This window comes from Acidovorax sp. Root275 (genome assembly GCF_001428965.1).
Classification (GTDB): Bacteria; Pseudomonadota; Gammaproteobacteria; order Burkholderiales; family Burkholderiaceae_C; genus Acidovorax; species Acidovorax radicis.
Genome location: NZ_LMJH01000008.1, coordinates 753,369 through 772,413 on the forward strand (window position 1 = coordinate 753,369; position 19,045 = coordinate 772,413).

The following is a 19,045-nucleotide window of genomic DNA, read 5'->3' on the forward strand; positions in this document are numbered from 1 at the left end:
CGCTGGTTGCCCCGTTCATGTTGATTGCTAAGGACTCACACCCCATCGTCATCATTGGCGGTGGTGTCATCGGCAGCGCCATTGCGTACTTCCTCACGCTGCAGCAACCGGGCTGCGAGGTGGTGGTGGTTGAGCGCGACCCGACCTATGCACGTGCATCGTCGGCGCTGTCGGCCAGCTCCATCCGCCAGCAGTTCTCGACGGACATCAACATCCAGATCTCGGCGTTTGGCATCGGCTTCTTGCGCAACGTGGGCACGCTGCTGGCCTGCAACGGCGATGTGCCCAACATCGGTTTGCACGAAGGCGGCTACCTGTACCTGGCCACGCAGGCAGGCGAGGCCACGCTGCGCGAGAACCATGCGTTGCAAAAGCAGTACGGTGCCGACGTGGCGCTGCTCAGCCCGCAGCAGCTGGCCGGGCGATTTCCGTGGCTGGCACTGCAGGACGTGGCGCTGGGGTCGCTCGGGTTGTCGGGCGAGGGCTGGTTCGACGGCTACCTGCTGCTGACCGCGTTGCGAAAAAAGGCGCAGAGCCAGGGTGTGCGCTATGTGGCCGATGAGGCCGTGGGCCTGGATACGGTCTTTGGCGATGGCGTGTTGCATGTGAACGCGGTGCGCCTGCAAAGCGGCGCCGTGCTGCCTTGCCGCTACGCCGTGAATGCCGGCGGCCCGTGGGCTGCAGCGATAGCGGGCTGGGCGGGTATTGATTTGCCCGTGGTGGGTAAACGCCGCACGGTATTCAATCTGGCCAGCCCCGCAGCGCTGCCGGGCTGCCCGCTGCTCATCGACACAAGCGGCATTTGGCTGCGGCCGGAGGGAAAGGGCTTTATCTGCGGCTTTGCGCCCGACGCCGACAACGACGCCGACTTTGCCCCGCTGGAGCCCGAGTACGCAGCGTTCGAGGACCACATCTGGCCCCTGCTTGCCGAGCGCATCCCTGGCTTTGAAGCGCTGCGCATGCAGGGCGCCTGGGCGGGCTACTACGAGATGAACACCTTTGACCACAACGCCATCGTGGGCCTGCACCCGGCGTGCGACAACCTGGTGTTTGCCAACGGCTTTTCGGGCCACGGCCTGCAGCAGTGCCCGGCCGTGGGGCGTGGCCTGGCGGAGTGGATGTTGACGGGCGGCTACCAGAGCCTGGACCTGTCGCCGCTGTCCATCGAGCGCATTGCGCGCAACGCGCCGCTGCTTGAAAAGAACGTGATCTGAGCACCGTCGGTACCGCCAGTTTTCCCTCACCCTTTTCTCAACCTGCCAACCACAACACATCAGGAGACAACGACATGGCAATTTTCCGCAAGACCTTCACTGCGCTCGCCGCAGGCCTGACCCTGGCCTGCATGGCCACGGCCCCCGCGCTGGCGCAGACGGTCACCCAGCCCACGCTGGAGAAGATCAAGGCATCTGGCAAGGCGGTGCTGGGCGTGCGCGAGACGTCGCCGCCCATGGCCTATGCGCTGGGAGCCAACGAGAAGTATGTGGGCTACCACGTGGAGCTGTGTGAGCGCGTGCTCAAGGAGATCGTGCCCGATGCCAAGCTCGAATACATGGCCGTCACCGCACAGAACACGCTGCCCCTGGTGCAGAACGGAACGCTCGACATCGGCTGTGGCCCCACCACCAACAACACGGCGCGCCAGCAGCAGGTGGCATTTGCCGTGACGACCTATGTGAGCGAAGTGCGGATGGCGGTGCGCAAGGATTCGGACCTCAAGTCCCTCAGCCAGCTGGCGGGCCGCACCATTGCCGCATCCACCGGTACCACGGCCGTGCAGCTGCTGCGCAAGCAAGAGCGTGCCTTGGGCGGCGCCCCCATCAAGACGGTGCTGGGCAAGGACCACCACGAGAGTTTTCTGCTGCTCGAAACAGGCCGTGCCGACGCATTTGTGCTCGACGACAACCTGCTCGCCGGGATGATTGCCAACTCCAAAGACCCATCGGCCTACCGCATCGTGGGCGAGCCGCTGGGCGCAGAGCCGATTGCACTCCTGTTTCGCAAGGACGACCCCGCCTTCAAGGCGGCGGTGGATGGTGTTCTCACCAGGCTGATGCAAAGCGGCGAGATGGAAAAGATTTACACCAAGTGGTTCGTGAACCCCATTCCGCCGAAGAACATGAGCCTGAGCCTGCCGCTGGGCACCACGCTGCGCCAGCTGTTTGCCACGCCCAACGACAAGCCCCTGGAGACCTACCAGCAATGAACGCACCCATCCCCGCCACGGCCTTCCGCGCGGCCGATCGCATCAGCGCTATCGGTGTGTCCGACATCGTGCGCATCACCCAGGCTGCCAACGAACTCAAGCGCCAGGGCCAGCCTGTGATCGTGCTGGGCCTGGGCGAGCCCGACTTCGATACGCCCGCCCATGTGATTGAAGCCGCGCAGCAGGCCATGGCGCAGGGCGACACGCACTACACGGTGCTTGATGGCACGCCCGCGCTCAAGGCGGCCATCCAGCTCAAGTTCCGCCGCGATAACGGGCTGGAGTTTGCAACCAACGAAATCACGGTGGGTGCGGGCGCCAAGCAGGTCATCTACAACGCGCTGATGGCCAGCCTGAATCCTGGCGACGAGGTGATCCTGCCCGCGCCGTACTGGACATCGTATGCCGACATGGTGCTGATTGCCGGTGGCGTGCCTGTGGTGGTGCCGTGCAGCGAGGCCAACGGGTTTCGCATCACGGCCGGGCAGCTCGATGCGGCCATCACGCCACGCACGCGCTGGGTGTTCATCAATTCCCCCTCCAACCCCAGTGGCACGGCCTACAGCGCCGAGCAGCTGCGGCCCATTTTGGAGGTGGTGCTGAACCACCCGCAGGTGTGGGTGCTGGCGGACGACATCTACGAACACATCCTGTACGACGGTCATGCGTTTGCCACTCCCGTGGCGGTGCTGCCCGCACTGCGCGACCGCACCCTCACGGTGAACGGAGTCTCCAAGTCGTACGCCATGACGGGCTGGCGCCTTGGCTATGGTGCAGGCCCGCGCGCACTGATCGCGGCCATGGCTGTGGTGCAAAGCCAGGCCACATCGTGCGCGTCGTCCATCAGCCAGGCGGCGGCGGTGGCTGCGCTCACCGGCCCGCAGGACGTGGTGGCCGAGCGCTGCCGCGCGTTTCAGGCTCGGCGCGACCTGGTGGTGGAGGCCCTCAACGCATCGCCGGGCCTGCGCTGCCGCGTGCCCGAGGGGGCGTTCTACACCTTTGCCAGTTGCGAAGGCGTGCTGGGCCGCACCACACCGGGTGGCGAACTGTTGCGCACGGACGCTGATTTTTGCGACTACCTGCTGCGCGAGTTCCACGTGGCCGTGGTGCCAGGCAGCGTGCTGGGGCTGGCGCCGTACTTCCGTATCTCGTACGCTGCCAGCATGGCCGACTTGCAGGAGGCCTGCGCACGCATCCAGCGCGCGTGCAAGGCGCTTTTCTGAGTTCTTGTTTTTTTGTGAAATGACCGTCTGACATGACCACCGCACCCACCACCTCCCGCACCGGCGGCCAGATCCTGGTCAGCCAGCTCATCACCCATGGCGTGAAGCAACTGTTTTGCGTGCCGGGCGAGAGCTACCTGGCCGTGCTCGATGCCCTGCACGATGCAGACATCGGCGTGACGGTGTGCCGCCAGGAAGGCGGCGCGGCCATGATGGCCGAGGCGCAGGGCAAGCTCACGGGGCAGCCGGGCATCTGCTTTGTGACGCGCGGGCCGGGCGCCACCAATGCGTCGGCCGGTGTGCACATTGCGCACCAGGACTCCACACCGATGATCCTGTTCGTGGGCCAGGTGGCACGTGGGGCCATGGGGCGCGAGGCGTTCCAGGAGCTCGACTACAGCGCGGTGTTCGGCACCATGGCCAAGTGGGTCGTGCAGATCGACGACCCGGCGCGCGTGCCCGAGCTGATCTCGCGGGCCTTCCATGTGGCCACGTCCGGACGACCCGGCCCCGTGGTGGTGGCATTGCCGGAAGACATGCTGACCGAAGCCACCACGGTGGCCGATGCGCTGCCCTACCAGGTGACCGAAACACACCCTGGCCCGGCGCAGATGGCCGAGTTGGCTGAGCGTTTGAAGGCCGCGCACCAGCCGGTGGCGATCCTGGGTGGCAGCCGATGGTCCGAGCAGGCGGTGCGCGAGTTTGTGGCGTTCGCTTCAGATTGGTCGCTGCCGGTGTACTGCTCATTCAGGCGGCAGATGCTCTTCCCGGCCAACCATGCCTGCTACGGCGGCGACCTGGGCCTGGGCGTGAACCCGCGCCTGTTGGCGCGCGTCCGTGCGTCAGACCTGGTGCTGGTGGTGGGCGGGCGCCTGTCCGAGGTGCCGTCGCAAGGGTATGAGCTGTTTGCTGTCCCCAACCCCACACAGCCGCTGGTGCATGTGCATGCTGACGCGGATGAACTGGGCAAGCTCTACCGCCCCGCGCAGGCCATCCACGCCACGCCGCAGGCATTCACGGCGGCGCTGGCGGGTGTGCGGCCTGCAGGGGCCGTGGCCTGGCATGCCCATGCAGAGATGGCGCGGTCTGAATACCTGGCCTGGAGCGACACCGACCCTATCCACATCCCGGGTGAGCTGCAGATGGGCCAGGTGATGCAGCACCTCAAAGACGTGCTGCCCGCCGACACCATCTTCTGCAACGGTGCCGGCAACTTTGCCACCTGGGTGCACCGCTTCTGGCCGTTCACCACCTATGCGAGCCAGCTCGCACCCACCAGCGGATCGATGGGTTACGGCCTGCCCGCCGGTGTGGGCGGCAAGCGGCTGTGGCCGCAGCGCGAGGTGGTGGTGTTTGCGGGTGATGGCGACTTCCTCATGCACGGCCAGGAATTCGCGACCGCCGTGCAATACGGCCTGCCCATCATCGTGGTGCTGCTGGACAACGCCATGTACGGCACCATCCGCATGCACCAGGAGCGCGAGTACCCCGGTCGGGTCAGTGCCACGCAACTCAAGAACCCCGACTTCAAGGCCTACGCCCAGGCCTTTGGCGGACATGGCGAGCGCGTGGAGCGCACCGAAGACTTTGCCCCCGCCCTGGCCCGCGCCCGTGCGAGTGGTTTGCCCAGCGTGCTGCACTGCCTGATTGACCCCGAGGCAATCACGCCCACGGGCACGTTGCAGGGGATTCGCAGCGCGGCCATGGCGAAGCGCTGAAGCGCCGGATGAAGGAGCCGTTTATTCGTGGAGTTTGCGGTGTTCCGTAAAAACCAAGATCTATGAATTTTCAGAGGGTTGAGAGCAGCGGCATCTGGGTGTGGTTGGCAGCAGCCTGGCAGCCCGCCGCGCACAATAGCGGGCGTGACTGTCTCAGCGCCTGATTTCCCTGACAACGAGCCCGCCCCTGGCGCCCAGCCTGGGCACCTGGGGCAGCGGCTGCGCCGCATCGCCCACCTCGACATGGATGCTTTTTTTGCATCTGTCGAACTGCTGCGCTACCCGCAGCTCAAGGGTCTGCCAGTGGTGATCGGCGGCGGGCGGCGCAAGGTGGATGAATTGCTGCTGCAAGGCCCGGATGGCACGGGCTTGCGCGAGCGGCATTTCATCCCGGTGGAGGACTTCCCGCTGCTCAAGGACTATGTCGGCCGGGGCGTGATCACCACCGCTACCTATCCGGCGCGGCAGTTTGGCGTGGGCTCGGCCATGGGCATGATGAAAGCCGCCAAGCTGTGTCCGCAGGCCATTGTGTTGCCCGTGGACTTTGACGAGGTGCGCCGGTTTTCACGCCTGTTCAAAAGCACGATCACCGAGATCGCACCGGTAATGCAGGACCGGGGCGTGGACGAGGTGTACATCGACTTCACCGATGTACCCGGCGGCCAGCGGGAAGGGGGCCGGGTGCTGGCGCGGCTCATTCAGAAAAGCATCTTTGACGTGACTGGGCTCACTTGCTCCATCGGCGTGGCGCCCAACCGGCTGCTGGCCAAGATGGCGAGCGAGTTCAACAAGCCCAACGGCATTTCCATCGTTTACGAGGAAGACCTGCAGGGCAAGATCTGGCCGCTGCATGTGCGCAAGATCAACGGCATTGGCCCCAAGGCGGGTGAGAAACTGGCGCGGCTGGGCATAGAGACCATCGGGCAGCTGGCGGCGCAGGATGCGCAATGGCTGATGGGCCATTTTGGCAAGTCCACCGGGGCGTGGATGCACCGCGTGTCGTGGGGGCGCGACGACAGCCCGGTGGTGACCGAAAGCGAGCCCGTGAGCATGAGCCGCGAGACCACGTTTGACCGCGACCTGCACGCCGTGCGCGACCGGGCCGAACTGGGCGCGATCTTTACCGACCTGTGTTTGCGCCTGGCCGAAGATCTGCAGCGCAAGGGCTATGTGGCGCGCACCATCGGCATCAAGCTGCGCTACGACGACTTCAAGATTGCCACGCGCGACCACACGGCCAACATCTACACGGCGGACGGCGCCACCATCCGCCAGCTGGCTGGACAGTGCCTCAAGCGCGTGCCGCTGGACAAGCGCCTGCGCCTGCTGGGTGTACGGGCCAGCACGTTGGCGCGGCGGGGGGAAGAGCCGGTGACGGAACCGCGGGCTGGGGCAACGGCAGAAACGCGTCGGCGCAAACCAAGCCCTGCGGACGGCACAGAGGGTGCAGGTGGCACGGCGCAGCTTTTCTAGGGCGTTTGCGACATCGCGGCATCGAGAGGTGCGGTGGCAATCGGCGTAAACACCCACAGCGCGACCTCCTGCAATGCCTGCTGCGTTCCTATACTCGCCCGCATATGGCCACTGCCACCGATGTCCCCTCCACCAACCTGCAGGCATTGATCCACGCCGCCGCCGGGGGAGACCACGCCGCCTTCGCGCAGGTCTACCAGCGCACCCATGTGCATCTGTTTGGGGTGGCCGTTCGTATGTTGGGGCAAGGACAGGCGGCCGAGGATGTGCTGCAAGAGGCGTATGTGAGCATCTGGAAAAACGCTGGAAGCTACCGCAGCGAGGTGGGCGGGCAGCCCATCCAGCCTATGACATGGCTGATTGCCATCGTGCGCAACAAGGCGCTGGACGCCTTGCGTGCCCGTGCGCGGCGGCCTGAAAGCGCGTGGCATGACACCGCAGAGTTTGCAAACGGCGAGGGAGACGGCAGCGAAACGACGGTTGCTGCGTCTGCATCTGCGCTGGCTCCTGCGCCCAGCGCGCTGCATCTGCTGGAGCAGGCGACCCAGGCATTGCGCATCGAAGGCTGCATGAATGCCCTGGAGGGGAACTACCGGCAAAGCCTTGCGCTGGCCTACTACCAGGGCCTGTCGCATTCGGAGGTGGCGGCGCAGATGGGAGCGCCGCTGGGTTCGGTCAAGGCATGGATCCGGCGCGGCCTGGAGCGCCTGAAGAACTGCCTGGCCACGCAAGGGGTGGGCACATGAGGTACACCCACCCCGCGCTGCTGGACCACCTGGCGTCTGCCTATGTGCTGGGCACGCTGGGCGGTGGCGCGCGCCGCCGCTTTGAGCGGCTGCTGCGTGATCGCAGCGACGTGCAGTTGCTGGTGGCGCAGTGGGAAGGGCGGCTGGGGATGCTGGCCAGTTCGGTGCCGGTGCAACAGCCACCGCAGCGCGTGTGGGCCGCCATTGAGGCGCGCACCCGGCCTCGCGATGTGAAAGCGGCAGCCACACAAGGCGGTTGGGCCGGTGCGCTGTGGCGGCGCAATGGCGTATTGCAGGGCTTTGCGGGTGTGGCGTTGGGTGTGATTGGCACCGTGGCCCTGGTGGTCGCGGTGCCAACCTTGTTCGTGTCGAGCGACCAGGTGGCCCTGCGCGCAGGGGACAAACTGCCGCAGGCCTATGTGGGCCTGCTGACGGACGCTGCGGGCAACGGCAAGGTGCTGGTGAGTTCGCTGCGCCATGGGCGCACGCTGACGGTGAAGGTTATCGGGCCTATCACGCTTCCCGCGACTCCAGCGACTGTGGCTGGCGCAGCCCCGGAGTTGGTGCTGTGGGCGGTGCCAGTCGATGGCGCGCCGTTTGTGCTGGGCACGGTGCCGGTGGCGGGTTCTGCGGTGTCGGTGTTGCCCGATACGTCAGAGAAGCTGCTGCTCAAGGTCAGCAAACTCATGGTGACGCTGGAGACATCGGCAACGCCGCAGGTGCCCAGCAGCACCGTGCTTTTCACCGGCAACTGCGCCAAGCTGTGGTGAGCGGCGCAAGGCTCCCATCGGCTTTGCAAAAATAATTGTCCGGCGCTGCATCCGTTTTGCATTCCGTGTCGTTTGTCCGAGGTGCCGGTCTCCGGCATGGGGCCAGCGCGGCCTCCTACCTTTCCCACTTCACGTTTTTCAGGAGCCTCCCATGCCTTCATTTTCTGTTCGCCCCTTGATGTCTGTGCCCCTGCTGAGCCTGGCGCTGGTGCTGGTGCCCGTGTTGGCACTGCCCATGGCCCACGCGGCCGATATGCCCACCACGCCAGTGGAGAACGCACGCATTGACGACTTTGCCGTGGGCAAAAAAGCCATCGAAGCCAAGAACTGGGCGCTGGCGGCCAGCAGCTTCAGCAAGGTGGTGGCCCAGAACCCGCAGAACGCAGACGCCTACAACTTGCTGGGCTACTCCAACCGTTGGCTCGGCAAATACGACGAGGCTTTTGCGGCCTACAACAAGGCCCTGGCGCTGGACCCCCGCCACAAGGGCGCGCTGGAATACTCGGGCATGGGCTACCTCAAGGTGGGCCAGAAGGCGCAGGCCGAAGCCCAGCTCGCCAAGCTGCAGGCCATCTGCGCGCAGTGCGAGGAAACCACCGATCTGGCCAAGGCCATTGCGGCCTACAAGCCCGCGCAGTAACACTGGCTGGCCTTGGGAGTCACCCGGCAGGTGGGTGGGCGGTTGTTGCCCGGGGTGATGGCGCACCGCCCTTCCTTTCCGGTATTTCTTGACGAATTCTTACTCGTAACTTACAGTGAATTTCCCCGTTTTCCGGGAGATTCCCATGACCCTGAACGAGCTGCAACGCATCAAGCAATGGCATGTGGTGCACAAGGCCGACCATCCGCTCGAATACCACCTTTGGGATCTGGTGCTGACGCTCTGGATGCTGGGCTGGGTGGGCTGGTTTCCTATCTTTGCTTTTGGCGAGCCGTTGACTGCGCCGCTGTGCCTGATGGGGATCTTCGGGCCCAGCCTCTATGTCACCTGGCGAACGCGCGCGCACTTGCGCCACACCTTGCGGTGCGACTGGATCGATGCGCGGGGCTGATGGATTGCGGGGCTATTGCCGCGCCGTGCGCACGTTGCGCGGCAGGCCCTGCGGGTGGCTGGTGCGCAGCGGGTTGATGTCGAGGCCGCCCCGGCGCGTGTAGCGCGCATACACCGTGAGCTTGATGGGTTTGCAGCGTGTCCAGATGTCCATGAAGATGCGCTCCACACACTGCTCGTGAAATTCGTTGTGGTTGCGAAAACTCACCAGGTACTGCAGCAGGCCTTCCTGGTTGATCTGCGGGCCGCTGTAGCTGATCTGCACGCTGCCCCAGTCGGGCTGGCCGGTGACCAGGCAGTTGCTCTTGAGCAGGTTGCTGGTCAGGACTTCGGACACGGGGGGCTGGTCAGACTCCGCAGTCAGCAGCTCGGGCGCGGGCTGGTATTGCGTGCATTCCACATCCAGCCGATCAAGGCTCAGGCCGTCGAGTTCGTGCACGGGCTCCTGGTCGAACAGCTCGGGGCTGAGAAGCCTCACGCCCACGGTGGCCGGGTGCTCTGCCCCGCGCCACACGGCTTCGCTGATGTCGGCACGGATGCGGGCCTGCACTTCGGCCGCATCGGCAAAGCGGGTGTTGTTGAAGCTGTTCAAGTACAGCTTGAACGACTTGCTCTCCACGATGTTGGGCGTCTCGCACGGCACGGTGATGTGCGCCAGCGCCACCTGCGGCTTGCCGCGCTGGTTGAGCCATGACAGCTCGAACGCTGTCCACAGGTCGGCCCCGAAGAAAGGCGCGGCGCCGGTGATGCCGATCTCGGCCCGCTTGCCCGCGCGGGGGATGGGGAACAGCAACGAGGCGTCGTACTGGTCGATGTAGGCCGATGCCTTGCCGAGTTGGGATTGTTCCGGGGTGTTCATGAATACTATTAAATTGATAGCTATTGGCGCAATATGGATAAGCGCTGGGGCCTATTTTTATTTGAATTCCCGCTCGCGCAACCACTTGGTGGCGATCCACTTCTCGCCCGCGAGCACCGGCGCGCCACCGTGCAGGGTGCGGGTGGACGGGTGCGGGCGTTCGTAGCTGAAGAACACCGCGTTGCCGCGTTGGGGCGCCACCTCTACATGCACATCGGGGAAGGTGGTGCCACCGCCTTTTTCGGGGGTGTTCAGGTACATCACGAGGGTGCCCACACGCTGGCCACCGCGTTTGACGATGGTGGGCGTGCCGGGCTCGGCGGGGTCGAAGTAGTCGTAGTGCGGCTTGTATTCGGCGCCGGGGCGGTAGTGCAGCACTTGCAGGCCCTCGCCGTTTTCGATGGGCCAGTTCAGCAGGCGGGCGATGCGTTCTTCGATGCGCTGGATCAGCGGGCTCTGGCCGCGCTGAAAGAACATGCCGTCGCTGGTGCGGTCGTCATTGATTTCCTCGCCGCCCGTCTTGGTGGCCACGGTGAGCGAGCGCGCCATGCGCGGCGCTGCGTCGGCGATCAGGGCGTCGCATTCTTCGGGCGAGAGCAGGTTGCCGAACACCACCACCCGTGGCTGGGCGATGGCCAGCAGCACGTTCACGGTGCGGTCACCGCAGTCCACCTGGGCGGGGGAGTCATGAAGCCGGGGCTCGGGCACAGGCACTGCGGCGGGCTGGCCCTGTCGCTCGGCCAGCTCGTTCAAATGGTCCTGCAGCGTGACTTCCAGCGCGTCGGCGGCCACGTCTTCATCCCAGCCCGCATCGCGCATGGACTGCAGCACCACGGGCGCGGCGTAGCCAGCCTGGGCCTGTTCGATGATCCAGCGGCGCAGCTCGGGCGTGATGGCCTGCCGTGTGGTGCTGGAGCGCTGGGTGGTTGCGGTGCTGCTGTCCGGGTGCTGCTCAGAACGCGATGCCATGGCGGTCCTTCAACATGGGTGGATTCTTGGGGTTTACGCCGTGGGCGTCTTGCGCCTAAAGACAAGGCGCTCGGGTTCGGATGATGCCGGGGCAAAGGCATAGCCGTCCAGATCAAATCCTTCCAGCTTGTGGGGTGTGGCTACGCGGTGCGTGATGGCATAGCGTGCCATCAGGCCCCGCGCGCGCTTGGCGTGAAAGCTGATGATCTTGTAGGCGCCGCCTTTCCAGTCCTCGAACACACATTCGATGACACGCGCCTTGAGCGCCTTGCGGTCTACGGATTTGAAGTACTCCTGCGACGCCAGGTTGACCACCACGGGCGTGGTGTCGGCGCGCAGGCGGGTGTTGAGGTGCTCGGCAATCTGGCTGCCCCAGAACTGGTACAGATTGCTGCCGGCTGCCGTGGCCAGGCGGGTGCCCATCTCCAGGCGGTAGGGCTGCATGCGATCGAGTGGCCGCAGCACGCCATACAGCCCGCTGAGGATGGCTACATGGGTCTGGGCCCAGTCCAGGTCCTGGGGCGCCAGCGTGCGGGCTTCCAGCCCTTCGTACACATCACCGTTGAAGGCCAGCAGCGCCTGTCGCGAGTTGGCGGCCGTGAAACGCGGGCGCCAGGCTTGGTAGCGCGCCACGTTGAGCGCCGCGAGTTTGTCGCTCAGGTCCATCAGCGAGGCGATCTGCTGGGGGGATTGCGCGCGCAGCACCTCGATGAGGGCCGTGGATTGCGCCACGAACTGGGGTGTGGTGTGCGGCAGGCCTTCGGGCAAGGGCGTGTCGTAGTCGAGCGATTTGGCGGGAGACAGCAGGAACAGCATGGGCGGCGGAAGGTCCGTGGATCTCGAAGGGTGAAGCAGGCGGGGCGGTGCAGAGAGTGGCAGCCAGGGGCCAGGGCGGCTTGAAATGGTACCTGTTGAAAGGCTGTCTTCGGGCGCTGACGGGTATTTGGCAGGCGCCCATAAAAGAAGGCGGCCAGGGCCGCCTTCTTTGTGGAAGGCTGCGGCCCCGGGGGGCGCAGCCGTTTCAGGGCATCAAGCCGCTGGTGGCTGCTCAAAAGGCAGCTTCATGGCCGACAGGTCGCGGCGGGTTTCCACCAGCACCAGAGGGCCTTCATCCAGCACCACGGCCGGAGGGCGCTCACGCGGCACGCGGATGGGCTTGGGTTCTGCGGCAATCGCGGCCTGAACGGCTGCGATCTTGTCGACGTCAGAGTTCACCCACTGCAGGCCCGATGCGGCAGCAACCTGCTGCAGTTCATCAATGGGCAGTGCGAACGTCTGGACGCGTGGCAGGCCACTCGCAGCGGGTGCTGCGGTGGGCGCCACTGGCGCTGCAGGGGCCACAGCGGGAGCCCGGGCGGCTGCGACAGGCGCTGCTGCAACGGCAGGTGCTGGCGCAGCCGCCACCGGGGCCACTGGCGCAGCGGCAGGCGCAGCAACGGGTGCCGGTGCAGCGGCCTCGGCAACAGCCACCGGCGCTGCGGTGGGTGCAGCTTGCTCTGCGGCGGGGGCGCTGAAGTAGCTGCGGCGCGGAGCCTCGTCCTGTGCGGGCGCGGGCTCGGCTTGCGTGGGGTCGAAATCCAGCATCGCGGGTGCTGCAGCTTCAGCGCCGGTGTTGTCGCGCGGACCCCGTTCGCCACGTTCGCGGCGGTCACGGCCGTAGCGGTCGCGCGAACGGCGCTCGCGGCGCTGCTCTTCTGCGGCGGCACCGTTGCCGTTGGGCTGGGCGTCGCTGCCGGTCAGGTCCAGGTCGGGCAGTGCAGCCAGCGGCGCAGTGTCCACAAAGTCGCCGGGCGCAGCGGCTGCGGCGGTTTCCTGGGCTTCCACGGCGCGGGGCGTGCGCTCACCACGTTCGCCACGGTTGCCGCGATCACCACGCTCACGGCGCGGGCCACGTTCGCCACGGGGCTGCTGGGCGGGATTGCCTTCTGCGTTGTTGCCGTTGTTGCCGGCATTGGGGCCTTCCACCTGCGCATTGGCAGCCGCGGTGTTGTCACCGTTCAGCCCGGCGTTCTGGTTGCGCGGCTCGGTGTCGCGGCGGCCACGGCCACCTTCGCGTCCATTGCGGCCACCTTCGCGCCCTTCACGGGCCTCGCCTTCGGGGCGGCGTTCTGAGTCACGCGGTGGGCGGCTCTCTGCGTCGCGGGGTGCGCGGCCTTCGGCCGAGCGTTCGCCACGGCGGCCACGGCCTTCGCCGGTGCCTTCGCGGTTGCCGTCACGGGGCGCGCCTTCGCGCTGGCCGTCCCGGTTGCCATCGCGGCCACCACGGCGGCCACGGCCTTCACCGTTGCGTCCATCGCGGCGGGGTTCGCCACGGCCGGTGGTTTCTGGGGCGGCTGCCGGTGCGGGTGCTGCCACGGGGGCAGGGGCTGCCGGTGCAGCGCCACCGCCGAACAGGCTCTTGATCCACCCAAAGAAGCCTTGCTCTTGCGGTGCCGCGGCAACCGGGGCAGGGGCTGCCACAGGTGCGGGGGCTGGCGCAGTCGCAGCGGCTGGGCGTTGGCCGGCGCGTGGTGGGCGGGTGGCGCCTTCAGCGCGGGGCTCGGCCGTCGGGGCGGGGGCGTCAGGGAGCACGCCCTTGATCACCGGGGTCTGCTTGTTGGTGGGCTCCTGCGAGCGGCGCGTCACGGCCGTGGGGTCTTCCACTTCTTCGGCGAGCTTGTAGCTGGCTTCGATGTGGTCCAGGCGCGGGTCGTCGTGCTTGAGGCGTTCCAGGCGGTAGTTGGGGGTTTCCAGCGTCTTGTTGGGCACCATCAGCACGGCCACGCGCTGCTTGAGTTCGATCTTGGCGATCTCGGTGCGCTTTTCGTTGAGCAGGAACGAGGCCACTTCCACCGGCACCTGGCAGTGCACGGCGGCCGTGTTGTCCTTCATCGATTCTTCTTGAATGATCCGCAGGATCTGCAGCGCCGACGATTCGGTGTCGCGGATGTGGCCCGAGCCGCCGCAGCGGGGGCAGGGGATGGACGAGCCTTCGGACAGCGCGGGCTTCAAGCGCTGGCGGCTCATTTCCATCAGGCCGAACTTGCTGATGGTGCCGAACTGCACGCGGGCACGGTCCTGGCGCAACGCATCGCGCAGGCGGTTTTCCACTTCGCGGCGGTTCTTCGACTCTTCCATGTCGATGAAGTCGATGACGATCAGGCCGCCCAGGTCGCGCAGGCGCATCTGGCGGGCCACTTCGTCGGCGGCTTCCAGGTTGGTGCGGGTGGCGGTTTCCTCGATGTCGCCGCCCTTGATGGCGCGGGCCGAGTTCACGTCAACGCTGACCAGCGCTTCGGTGTGGTCGATCACGATGGCGCCGCCCGAGGGCAGTTGCACGGTGCGGGCGTAGGCCGATTCGATCTGGTGCTCGATCTGGAAGCGGCTGAACAGAGCGGCGTCGTCGCGGTAACGCTTCACGCGGGCGGCATGTTCGGGCATGACGTGCGCCATGAACTGCTGCGCCTGTTCGTAGATGTCGTCGGTATCGATGAGGATGTCACCGATGTCGTTGTTGAAGTAGTCGCGGATCGCGCGGATGACGAGCGAAGATTCCTGGTAGATCAGGAAGGCGCCCTTGCCGCCCTTGCCAGCGCCGTCAATCGCGGTCCACAGCTTGAGCAGGTAGTTCAGGTCCCACTGCAGCTCGGGCGCGGTGCGTCCAATGCCGGCCGTGCGCGCGATGATGGACATGCCATTGGGGTATTCGAGCTGGTCCATCGCCTCCTTGAGCTCGGCGCGGTCCTCGCCCTCGATGCGGCGCGAAACGCCACCGCCACGGGGGTTGTTGGGCATCAGCACGACGTAGCGGCCGGCCAGCGAGACGAAGGTGGTCAGCGCCGCGCCCTTGTTGCCGCGCTCTTCCTTTTCGACCTGGACCAGCAGCTCCTGGCCTTCCTTGATCACTTCATTGATGCGCGCCTGGCTGGGCGAGACACCGGGGGTGAAGTAGCTGCGCGAGATTTCCTTGAACGGCAGGAAGCCGTGGCGGTCTTCGCCGTAGTCGACGAAGCAGGCTTCCAGCGAGGGCTCGACGCGCGTGACGACGGCCTTGTAGATGTTGCCCTTGCGCTGTTCACGCCCTTCGATTTCGATTTCGTAGTCGAGGAGCTTTTGTCCGTCGACGATGGCCAGGCGCCGTTCTTCGGGCTGCGTGGCGTTGATGAGCATCCGCTTCATGATGCGATTCCTTCAGTGTTTCGCGGACAGCAGCGGTGCAGCCAACCTGACCAGCAGGGAGGGCTGCGCGGGCTGCCGCCCACAGTTTCCAAACCAATACAACAAGCTCTACAGGAGCTGTGAATGCCTGGACTGACGCATCGAAACGAAGGGAATTGCCGGGGATGCCAGTGATCTGCCGCGCTCTAGCGCAGCATCGTGAGGCAGGGGCGCGTGGAAGGGGGCGAGTGGTAGGAGCGCAGTTTTGCTATCAAAAGAGTAGCTGATTGCGCTTGCTGGCTGTGCGCTGAGGGCGATTTTGAGCATGCAGCCGAAGGCCGCAGCCTCCGCCACAGGGTCTCTATCCATGCCATCAACAGCCACATGCTCGCTTCGATCCGCTGGCAGACCGCTCCCGGGTAGGGAACATCTGCAAGCTTGGGGGATTCCGTATCAGTGTTTCAATCTGTCAGCCCGCCGCACGGCGTGCTGGCCACCACAGGCATCTGGCCTGCAATCTGCGCGCACGACGCCCGCTGGCATCGACCTGCCTGCACGAGGGGCAAGGGCTGTGTGGACTAAACTCCAGACAAATCAACCACTTACATGACAACGCGCAGGTGAAACACATTATAGGGGCCAAACCGCCCGCCGCCCCTGGGGGGCTTCCCGCAGCCCGCCTGGTGGAGGTCGATGAAGACTCCGCAGGCCAGCGGCTCGATAACTTTTTGATACGCCACTTGAAGGGTGTGCCAAAAACGCACGTCTACCGCATCATTCGCAGCGGCGAGGTCCGCATTAACAAAGGCCGCGTGAGTGCCGACACCCGCGTGGAAGCAGGGGATGTGGTGCGCGTGCCGCCCGTGCGCATCTCCGACAAGGTGGCCGAGAAGGCCGAGCGTCCGGCGCCTGCCCGCGAATTCCCCATCCTGCTGGAAGACGAGCACCTCATCGCCATCGACAAGCCGGCCGGCGTGGCGGTGCACGGCGGCAGCGGCGTGAGCTTCGGCGTGATCGAGCAGTTGCGCCAGGCGCGCCCGCAGGCGAAGTTTCTGGAGCTGGTGCACCGGCTGGACCGTGAAACCTCGGGCATCCTGCTGGTGGCCAAGAAGCGCTCGGCGCTGACCCACCTGCAGGACCAGTTCCGCGAGCGCGAGACCGGCAAGACGTACCTGGCGCTCGTGACGGGCGCGTGGCCTGCCAACAAAAAAGTCATCGACCTGCCGCTGCACAAGTACCTGCAGGCCGATGGCGAGCGCCGCGTGCGCGTGACCACGGCCGACGATCCGGACGGCATGCGCTCCATCACGCTGGTCAAGGTGCGCAGCACGGTCACGGCGCGCCCCGCCCAGGGCCTGCCGGTGATGTCTTTGCTGGAGGTGACGATCAAGACCGGCCGTACGCACCAGATCCGCGTGCACCTGGCCAGCCAGGGGCATGCCATCGTGGGCGACGACAAGTACGGTGACTTTGAGCTGAACAAGCGCCTGCAAAAGCAGGGGATGAAGCGCATGTTCCTGCATGCCTGGCGGTTACAGTTCAACCACCCCGCCTCGGGTGAACGGGTGGCTCTGAATGCCGAGCTGCCGCCCGAGCTGGCCGATTTTGTGTCCCCTGCCTGAGAAGGCATGAACGAACCCCATGCCCGCCAAAACCTTCCGTCCGCGCCGCTTCGATCTCATCGCCTTTGACTGGGATGGCACCCTGTTTGATTCCACCGCCATCATCGTGCGCTGCATCCAGGCGGCGGTGCGCGACGTGGGTGGCACCGTACCTACGGACAAAGAGGCTTCGTATGTGATTGGCATGGCGCTGACGCAGGCGCTGGCCCATGCGGCCCCGGATGTGCCGCCTGAAAAGTACAACGATCTGGGCAACCGCTACCGTTTTCACTATATCCAGCACCAGGATGACCTGAGCCTGTTTGAAGGTGTGCTGCCACTTCTGACAGACCTGCGCGAGCGTGGCCACCTGCTGGCCGTGGCCACGGGCAAAAGCCGGCGCGGGCTGGACGAGGCTTTGCACTCGGTGCAACTCAAAGGCGTGTTCGACGGTTCGCGCACGGCGGACCAAACTGCAGGCAAGCCACACCCGCTGATGCTGCAGGAGCTGATGGCCGAGTTCGACGTGCCGCCCGAGCGCCTTCTGATGATTGGCGACACCACCCACGACCTGCAAATGGCGGTCAACGCGGGCTGTGCAAGCGTGGGAGTGAGCTACGGCGCCCATGAACCCGATGCGTTCCAGGTGCTGAACCCGCTGGGTGTGGCCCATTCGGTGCGCGAACTGCATGACTGGTTGCTGCAGCACGCCTGAAGTGCGACACCGGAGCGGGGAAAACCCATGACAACCGTTCCCGAGCAGGCCATTGCACTGTGCAACAGCAGCGAGTTGGTCGACAGCGGGCTGGCCGTTGCGTTTGATGTGATTTATTCGGGCCAGACCTGCCGCGCTTTTGCCATCCGGCACCGGGGTGTGCCCCACGCTTATCTCAACCGTTGCACCCATGTGGCCATGGAGATGGACTACCAGCCGGGCCGTTTTTTTGACGACACCGGCCAGTGGCTGCTGTGCGCTACGCATGGGGCGGCCTACCTGCCCAGCACCGGCCAGTGCGCGGGCGGTCCCTGCCGGGGCGGGCTTGTGAAAATTGCCTTGTCCGAAAGCGATGGTGTGGTGCACTGGCATACTGCTTACAACCTGCGGCCCGTAGAGTTCTAGAAAATCCAGTTGAAATACCCTTATGTGCTGTCGCCCGGTGCCAGCCTGCGCGATGCGCGGGCAACACCGCCAGCGCAGTACCCAGGACGCATGACATGACCGACCCCCAGCAGCCCGGCTCTTCGGGCTTTGACCCAAAAAGCAATCCCGCGCCCGACCTGTGGGCGCAAGCAGCTACAAATTCAGGAGCATCTGTGAGCGATTCATCGCGTGAACCCGGCTGGGAGCGCGCCACGCTGGAAAAGCTGGCCTTCTCTGCCCTCAATGAACAACGCAGCGCCCGCCGCTGGAAGATTTTCTTCCGCCTGGCCTGGCTGGTGCTGATTGCCGCCGTTGCCTTCCTGGCCCTGCGCCAGGCATCACCCAGTGCGAGCAAAAGTGCTCCGCACACGGCGGTGGTGGATATCAAGGGCGAGATCGCCAGCGGCGCCGAGGCCAGCGCCGAGTTCGTCGTGGCCGCCATGCGCAGCGCGTTGGAGGACGAAGGCTCGCAAGCCCTGGTGCTGCTCATCAACTCACCCGGCGGCAGCCCGGTGCAGGCCGGCATCATCAACGACGAGATCGTGCGCCTGAAGGCCAAGCACAACAAGCCGATCTATGCCGTGGTGGAAGAAACCTGCGCCTCGGCCGCCTATTACATCGCCGCCGCCGCCGACGACATCTACGTGGACAAGGCCAGCATCGTGGGCAGCATCGGGGTGCTGATGGACGGATTTGGCTTCACCGGCACCATGGAAAAGCTGGGCGTGGAGCGCCGCTTGCTGACGGCGGGCGAGAACAAGGGCTTTCTGGACCCGTTCAGCCCGCAGACCGAAAAGCAGCGTGCCTATGCGCAGACCATGCTCGACCAGATCCACCAGCAATTCATCGCTGTGGTGAAGGCAGGCCGTGGCGATCGCCTCAAGACCACGCCCGATACTTTCAGCGGCCTGTTCTGGACCGGCCAGCAGGCTGTGGAAATGGGCCTGGCTGACAAGCTGGGCAACCTGGACTACGTGGCGCGTGAAGTGGTGAAGGCAGAAGACATCATCGACTACACCCGCCGCGACAACGTGGCTGAACGGCTGGTCAAGCGTTTTGGTGCAGCGATCGGTGTGGGCGCGGTGAAGTCGCTGTCAGTGGCTGGACCTCAGCTGCGCTGAAACTGTCCGCCCTGGCTTGCGGGCCATTCA

The 19,045-nt window shown here is 65.5% G+C and carries 17 protein-coding genes; 13 read left to right on the forward strand and 4 right to left on the reverse strand.

Annotated elements, in window-relative coordinates; all coding sequences use genetic code 11:
- Positions 1-17 precede the first annotated feature (17 nt).
- From ASE52_RS13505 to ASE52_RS13545, 9 genes are all read left to right on the forward strand, one after another.
- Positions 18-1,214: an FAD-binding oxidoreductase gene (locus tag ASE52_RS13505; RefSeq protein WP_057226728.1), complete on the forward strand. Its 1,197-nt coding sequence runs from the start codon at positions 18-20 to the stop codon at positions 1,212-1,214.
- 131 nt (positions 1,215-1,345) lie between these two features.
- Positions 1,346-2,206: an amino acid ABC transporter substrate-binding protein gene (locus ASE52_RS13510; protein ID WP_241777015.1), complete on the forward strand. Its 861-nt coding sequence runs from the start codon at positions 1,346-1,348 to the stop codon at positions 2,204-2,206.
- Complete coding sequence (locus ASE52_RS13515) at positions 2,203-3,429, forward strand: pyridoxal phosphate-dependent aminotransferase (RefSeq protein WP_010463681.1); 1,227 nt, start codon at positions 2,203-2,205, stop codon at positions 3,427-3,429. Before ASE52_RS13510 ends, ASE52_RS13515 begins: the two co-directional genes overlap by 4 nt.
- Before the next feature lie 32 nt (positions 3,430-3,461).
- A complete protein-coding gene (locus ASE52_RS13520) occupies positions 3,462-5,147 on the forward strand; it encodes a thiamine pyrophosphate-binding protein (RefSeq protein ID WP_010463683.1) in 1,686 nt (561 codons plus the stop codon).
- Positions 5,148-5,390: 243 nt separating this feature from the next.
- Positions 5,391-6,620, forward strand: a complete 1,230-nt coding sequence (locus tag ASE52_RS13525) for a DNA polymerase IV (protein ID WP_010463685.1) — start codon at positions 5,391-5,393, stop codon at positions 6,618-6,620.
- Positions 6,621-6,724: 104 nt separating this feature from the next.
- Entirely contained in the window at positions 6,725-7,366 is a 642-nt protein-coding gene (locus ASE52_RS13530; RefSeq protein ID WP_057226734.1) for a sigma-70 family RNA polymerase sigma factor, read from the forward strand.
- Positions 7,363-8,136, forward strand: a complete 774-nt coding sequence (locus tag ASE52_RS13535; protein ID WP_057226737.1) for an anti-sigma factor — start codon at positions 7,363-7,365, stop codon at positions 8,134-8,136. The genes ASE52_RS13530 and ASE52_RS13535 overlap by 4 nt, the downstream gene beginning before the upstream one ends.
- A 151-nt stretch (positions 8,137-8,287) precedes the next feature.
- On the forward strand, positions 8,288-8,776 hold the full coding sequence (locus ASE52_RS13540; protein ID WP_010463691.1) for a tetratricopeptide repeat protein: 489 nt from the start codon (positions 8,288-8,290) through the stop codon (positions 8,774-8,776).
- A gap of 145 nt (positions 8,777-8,921) precedes the next feature.
- Positions 8,922-9,188: a hypothetical protein gene (locus ASE52_RS13545; RefSeq protein WP_057226739.1), complete on the forward strand. Its 267-nt coding sequence runs from the start codon at positions 8,922-8,924 to the stop codon at positions 9,186-9,188.
- A gap of 12 nt (positions 9,189-9,200) precedes the next feature.
- On the opposite strand, the gene queF is transcribed toward ASE52_RS13545, so the two are convergent.
- The 4 genes from queF to ASE52_RS13565 all read right to left on the reverse strand — a co-directional run bounded on the left by queF (position 9,201) and on the right by ASE52_RS13565 (position 15,173).
- The gene (gene queF, locus ASE52_RS13550; RefSeq protein WP_057226741.1) at positions 9,201-10,046 is read right to left on the reverse strand and encodes an NADPH-dependent 7-cyano-7-deazaguanine reductase QueF; all 846 of its coding nucleotides are present in this window, start codon (positions 10,044-10,046) and stop codon (positions 9,201-9,203) included.
- A 57-nt stretch (positions 10,047-10,103) separates the two neighbouring features.
- Positions 10,104-11,015 (reverse strand): 2OG-Fe(II) oxygenase, encoded by a 912-nt coding sequence (locus ASE52_RS13555; protein WP_010463697.1) that lies wholly within the window; start codon positions 11,013-11,015, stop codon positions 10,104-10,106.
- Between the two features lie 33 nt (positions 11,016-11,048).
- A complete protein-coding gene (gene yaaA, locus ASE52_RS13560) occupies positions 11,049-11,831 on the reverse strand; it encodes a peroxide stress protein YaaA (protein WP_057226744.1) in 783 nt (260 codons plus the stop codon).
- Between the two features lie 213 nt (positions 11,832-12,044).
- The gene (locus tag ASE52_RS13565) at positions 12,045-15,173 is read right to left on the reverse strand and encodes an Rne/Rng family ribonuclease (RefSeq protein WP_057226747.1); all 3,129 of its coding nucleotides are present in this window, start codon (positions 15,171-15,173) and stop codon (positions 12,045-12,047) included.
- Positions 15,174-15,772: 599 nt separating this feature from the next.
- Between ASE52_RS13565 and ASE52_RS13570 the strand changes: the two genes are divergently transcribed.
- From ASE52_RS13570 to ASE52_RS13585, 4 genes are all read left to right on the forward strand, one after another.
- The gene (locus ASE52_RS13570; RefSeq protein ID WP_057226750.1) at positions 15,773-16,774 is read left to right on the forward strand and encodes an RluA family pseudouridine synthase; all 1,002 of its coding nucleotides are present in this window, start codon (positions 15,773-15,775) and stop codon (positions 16,772-16,774) included.
- A gap of 19 nt (positions 16,775-16,793) precedes the next feature.
- The gene (locus ASE52_RS13575) at positions 16,794-17,468 is read left to right on the forward strand and encodes an HAD-IA family hydrolase (RefSeq protein WP_010463706.1); all 675 of its coding nucleotides are present in this window, start codon (positions 16,794-16,796) and stop codon (positions 17,466-17,468) included.
- A gap of 27 nt (positions 17,469-17,495) precedes the next feature.
- Positions 17,496-17,873, forward strand: coding sequence for a Rieske 2Fe-2S domain-containing protein (locus tag ASE52_RS13580; protein ID WP_057226752.1), 378 nt, complete (start codon positions 17,496-17,498; stop codon positions 17,871-17,873).
- Between the two features lie 95 nt (positions 17,874-17,968).
- Positions 17,969-19,015: a S49 family peptidase gene (locus ASE52_RS13585; RefSeq protein ID WP_010463709.1), complete on the forward strand. Its 1,047-nt coding sequence runs from the start codon at positions 17,969-17,971 to the stop codon at positions 19,013-19,015.
- The last annotated feature ends 30 nt before the right edge of the window (positions 19,016-19,045 follow it).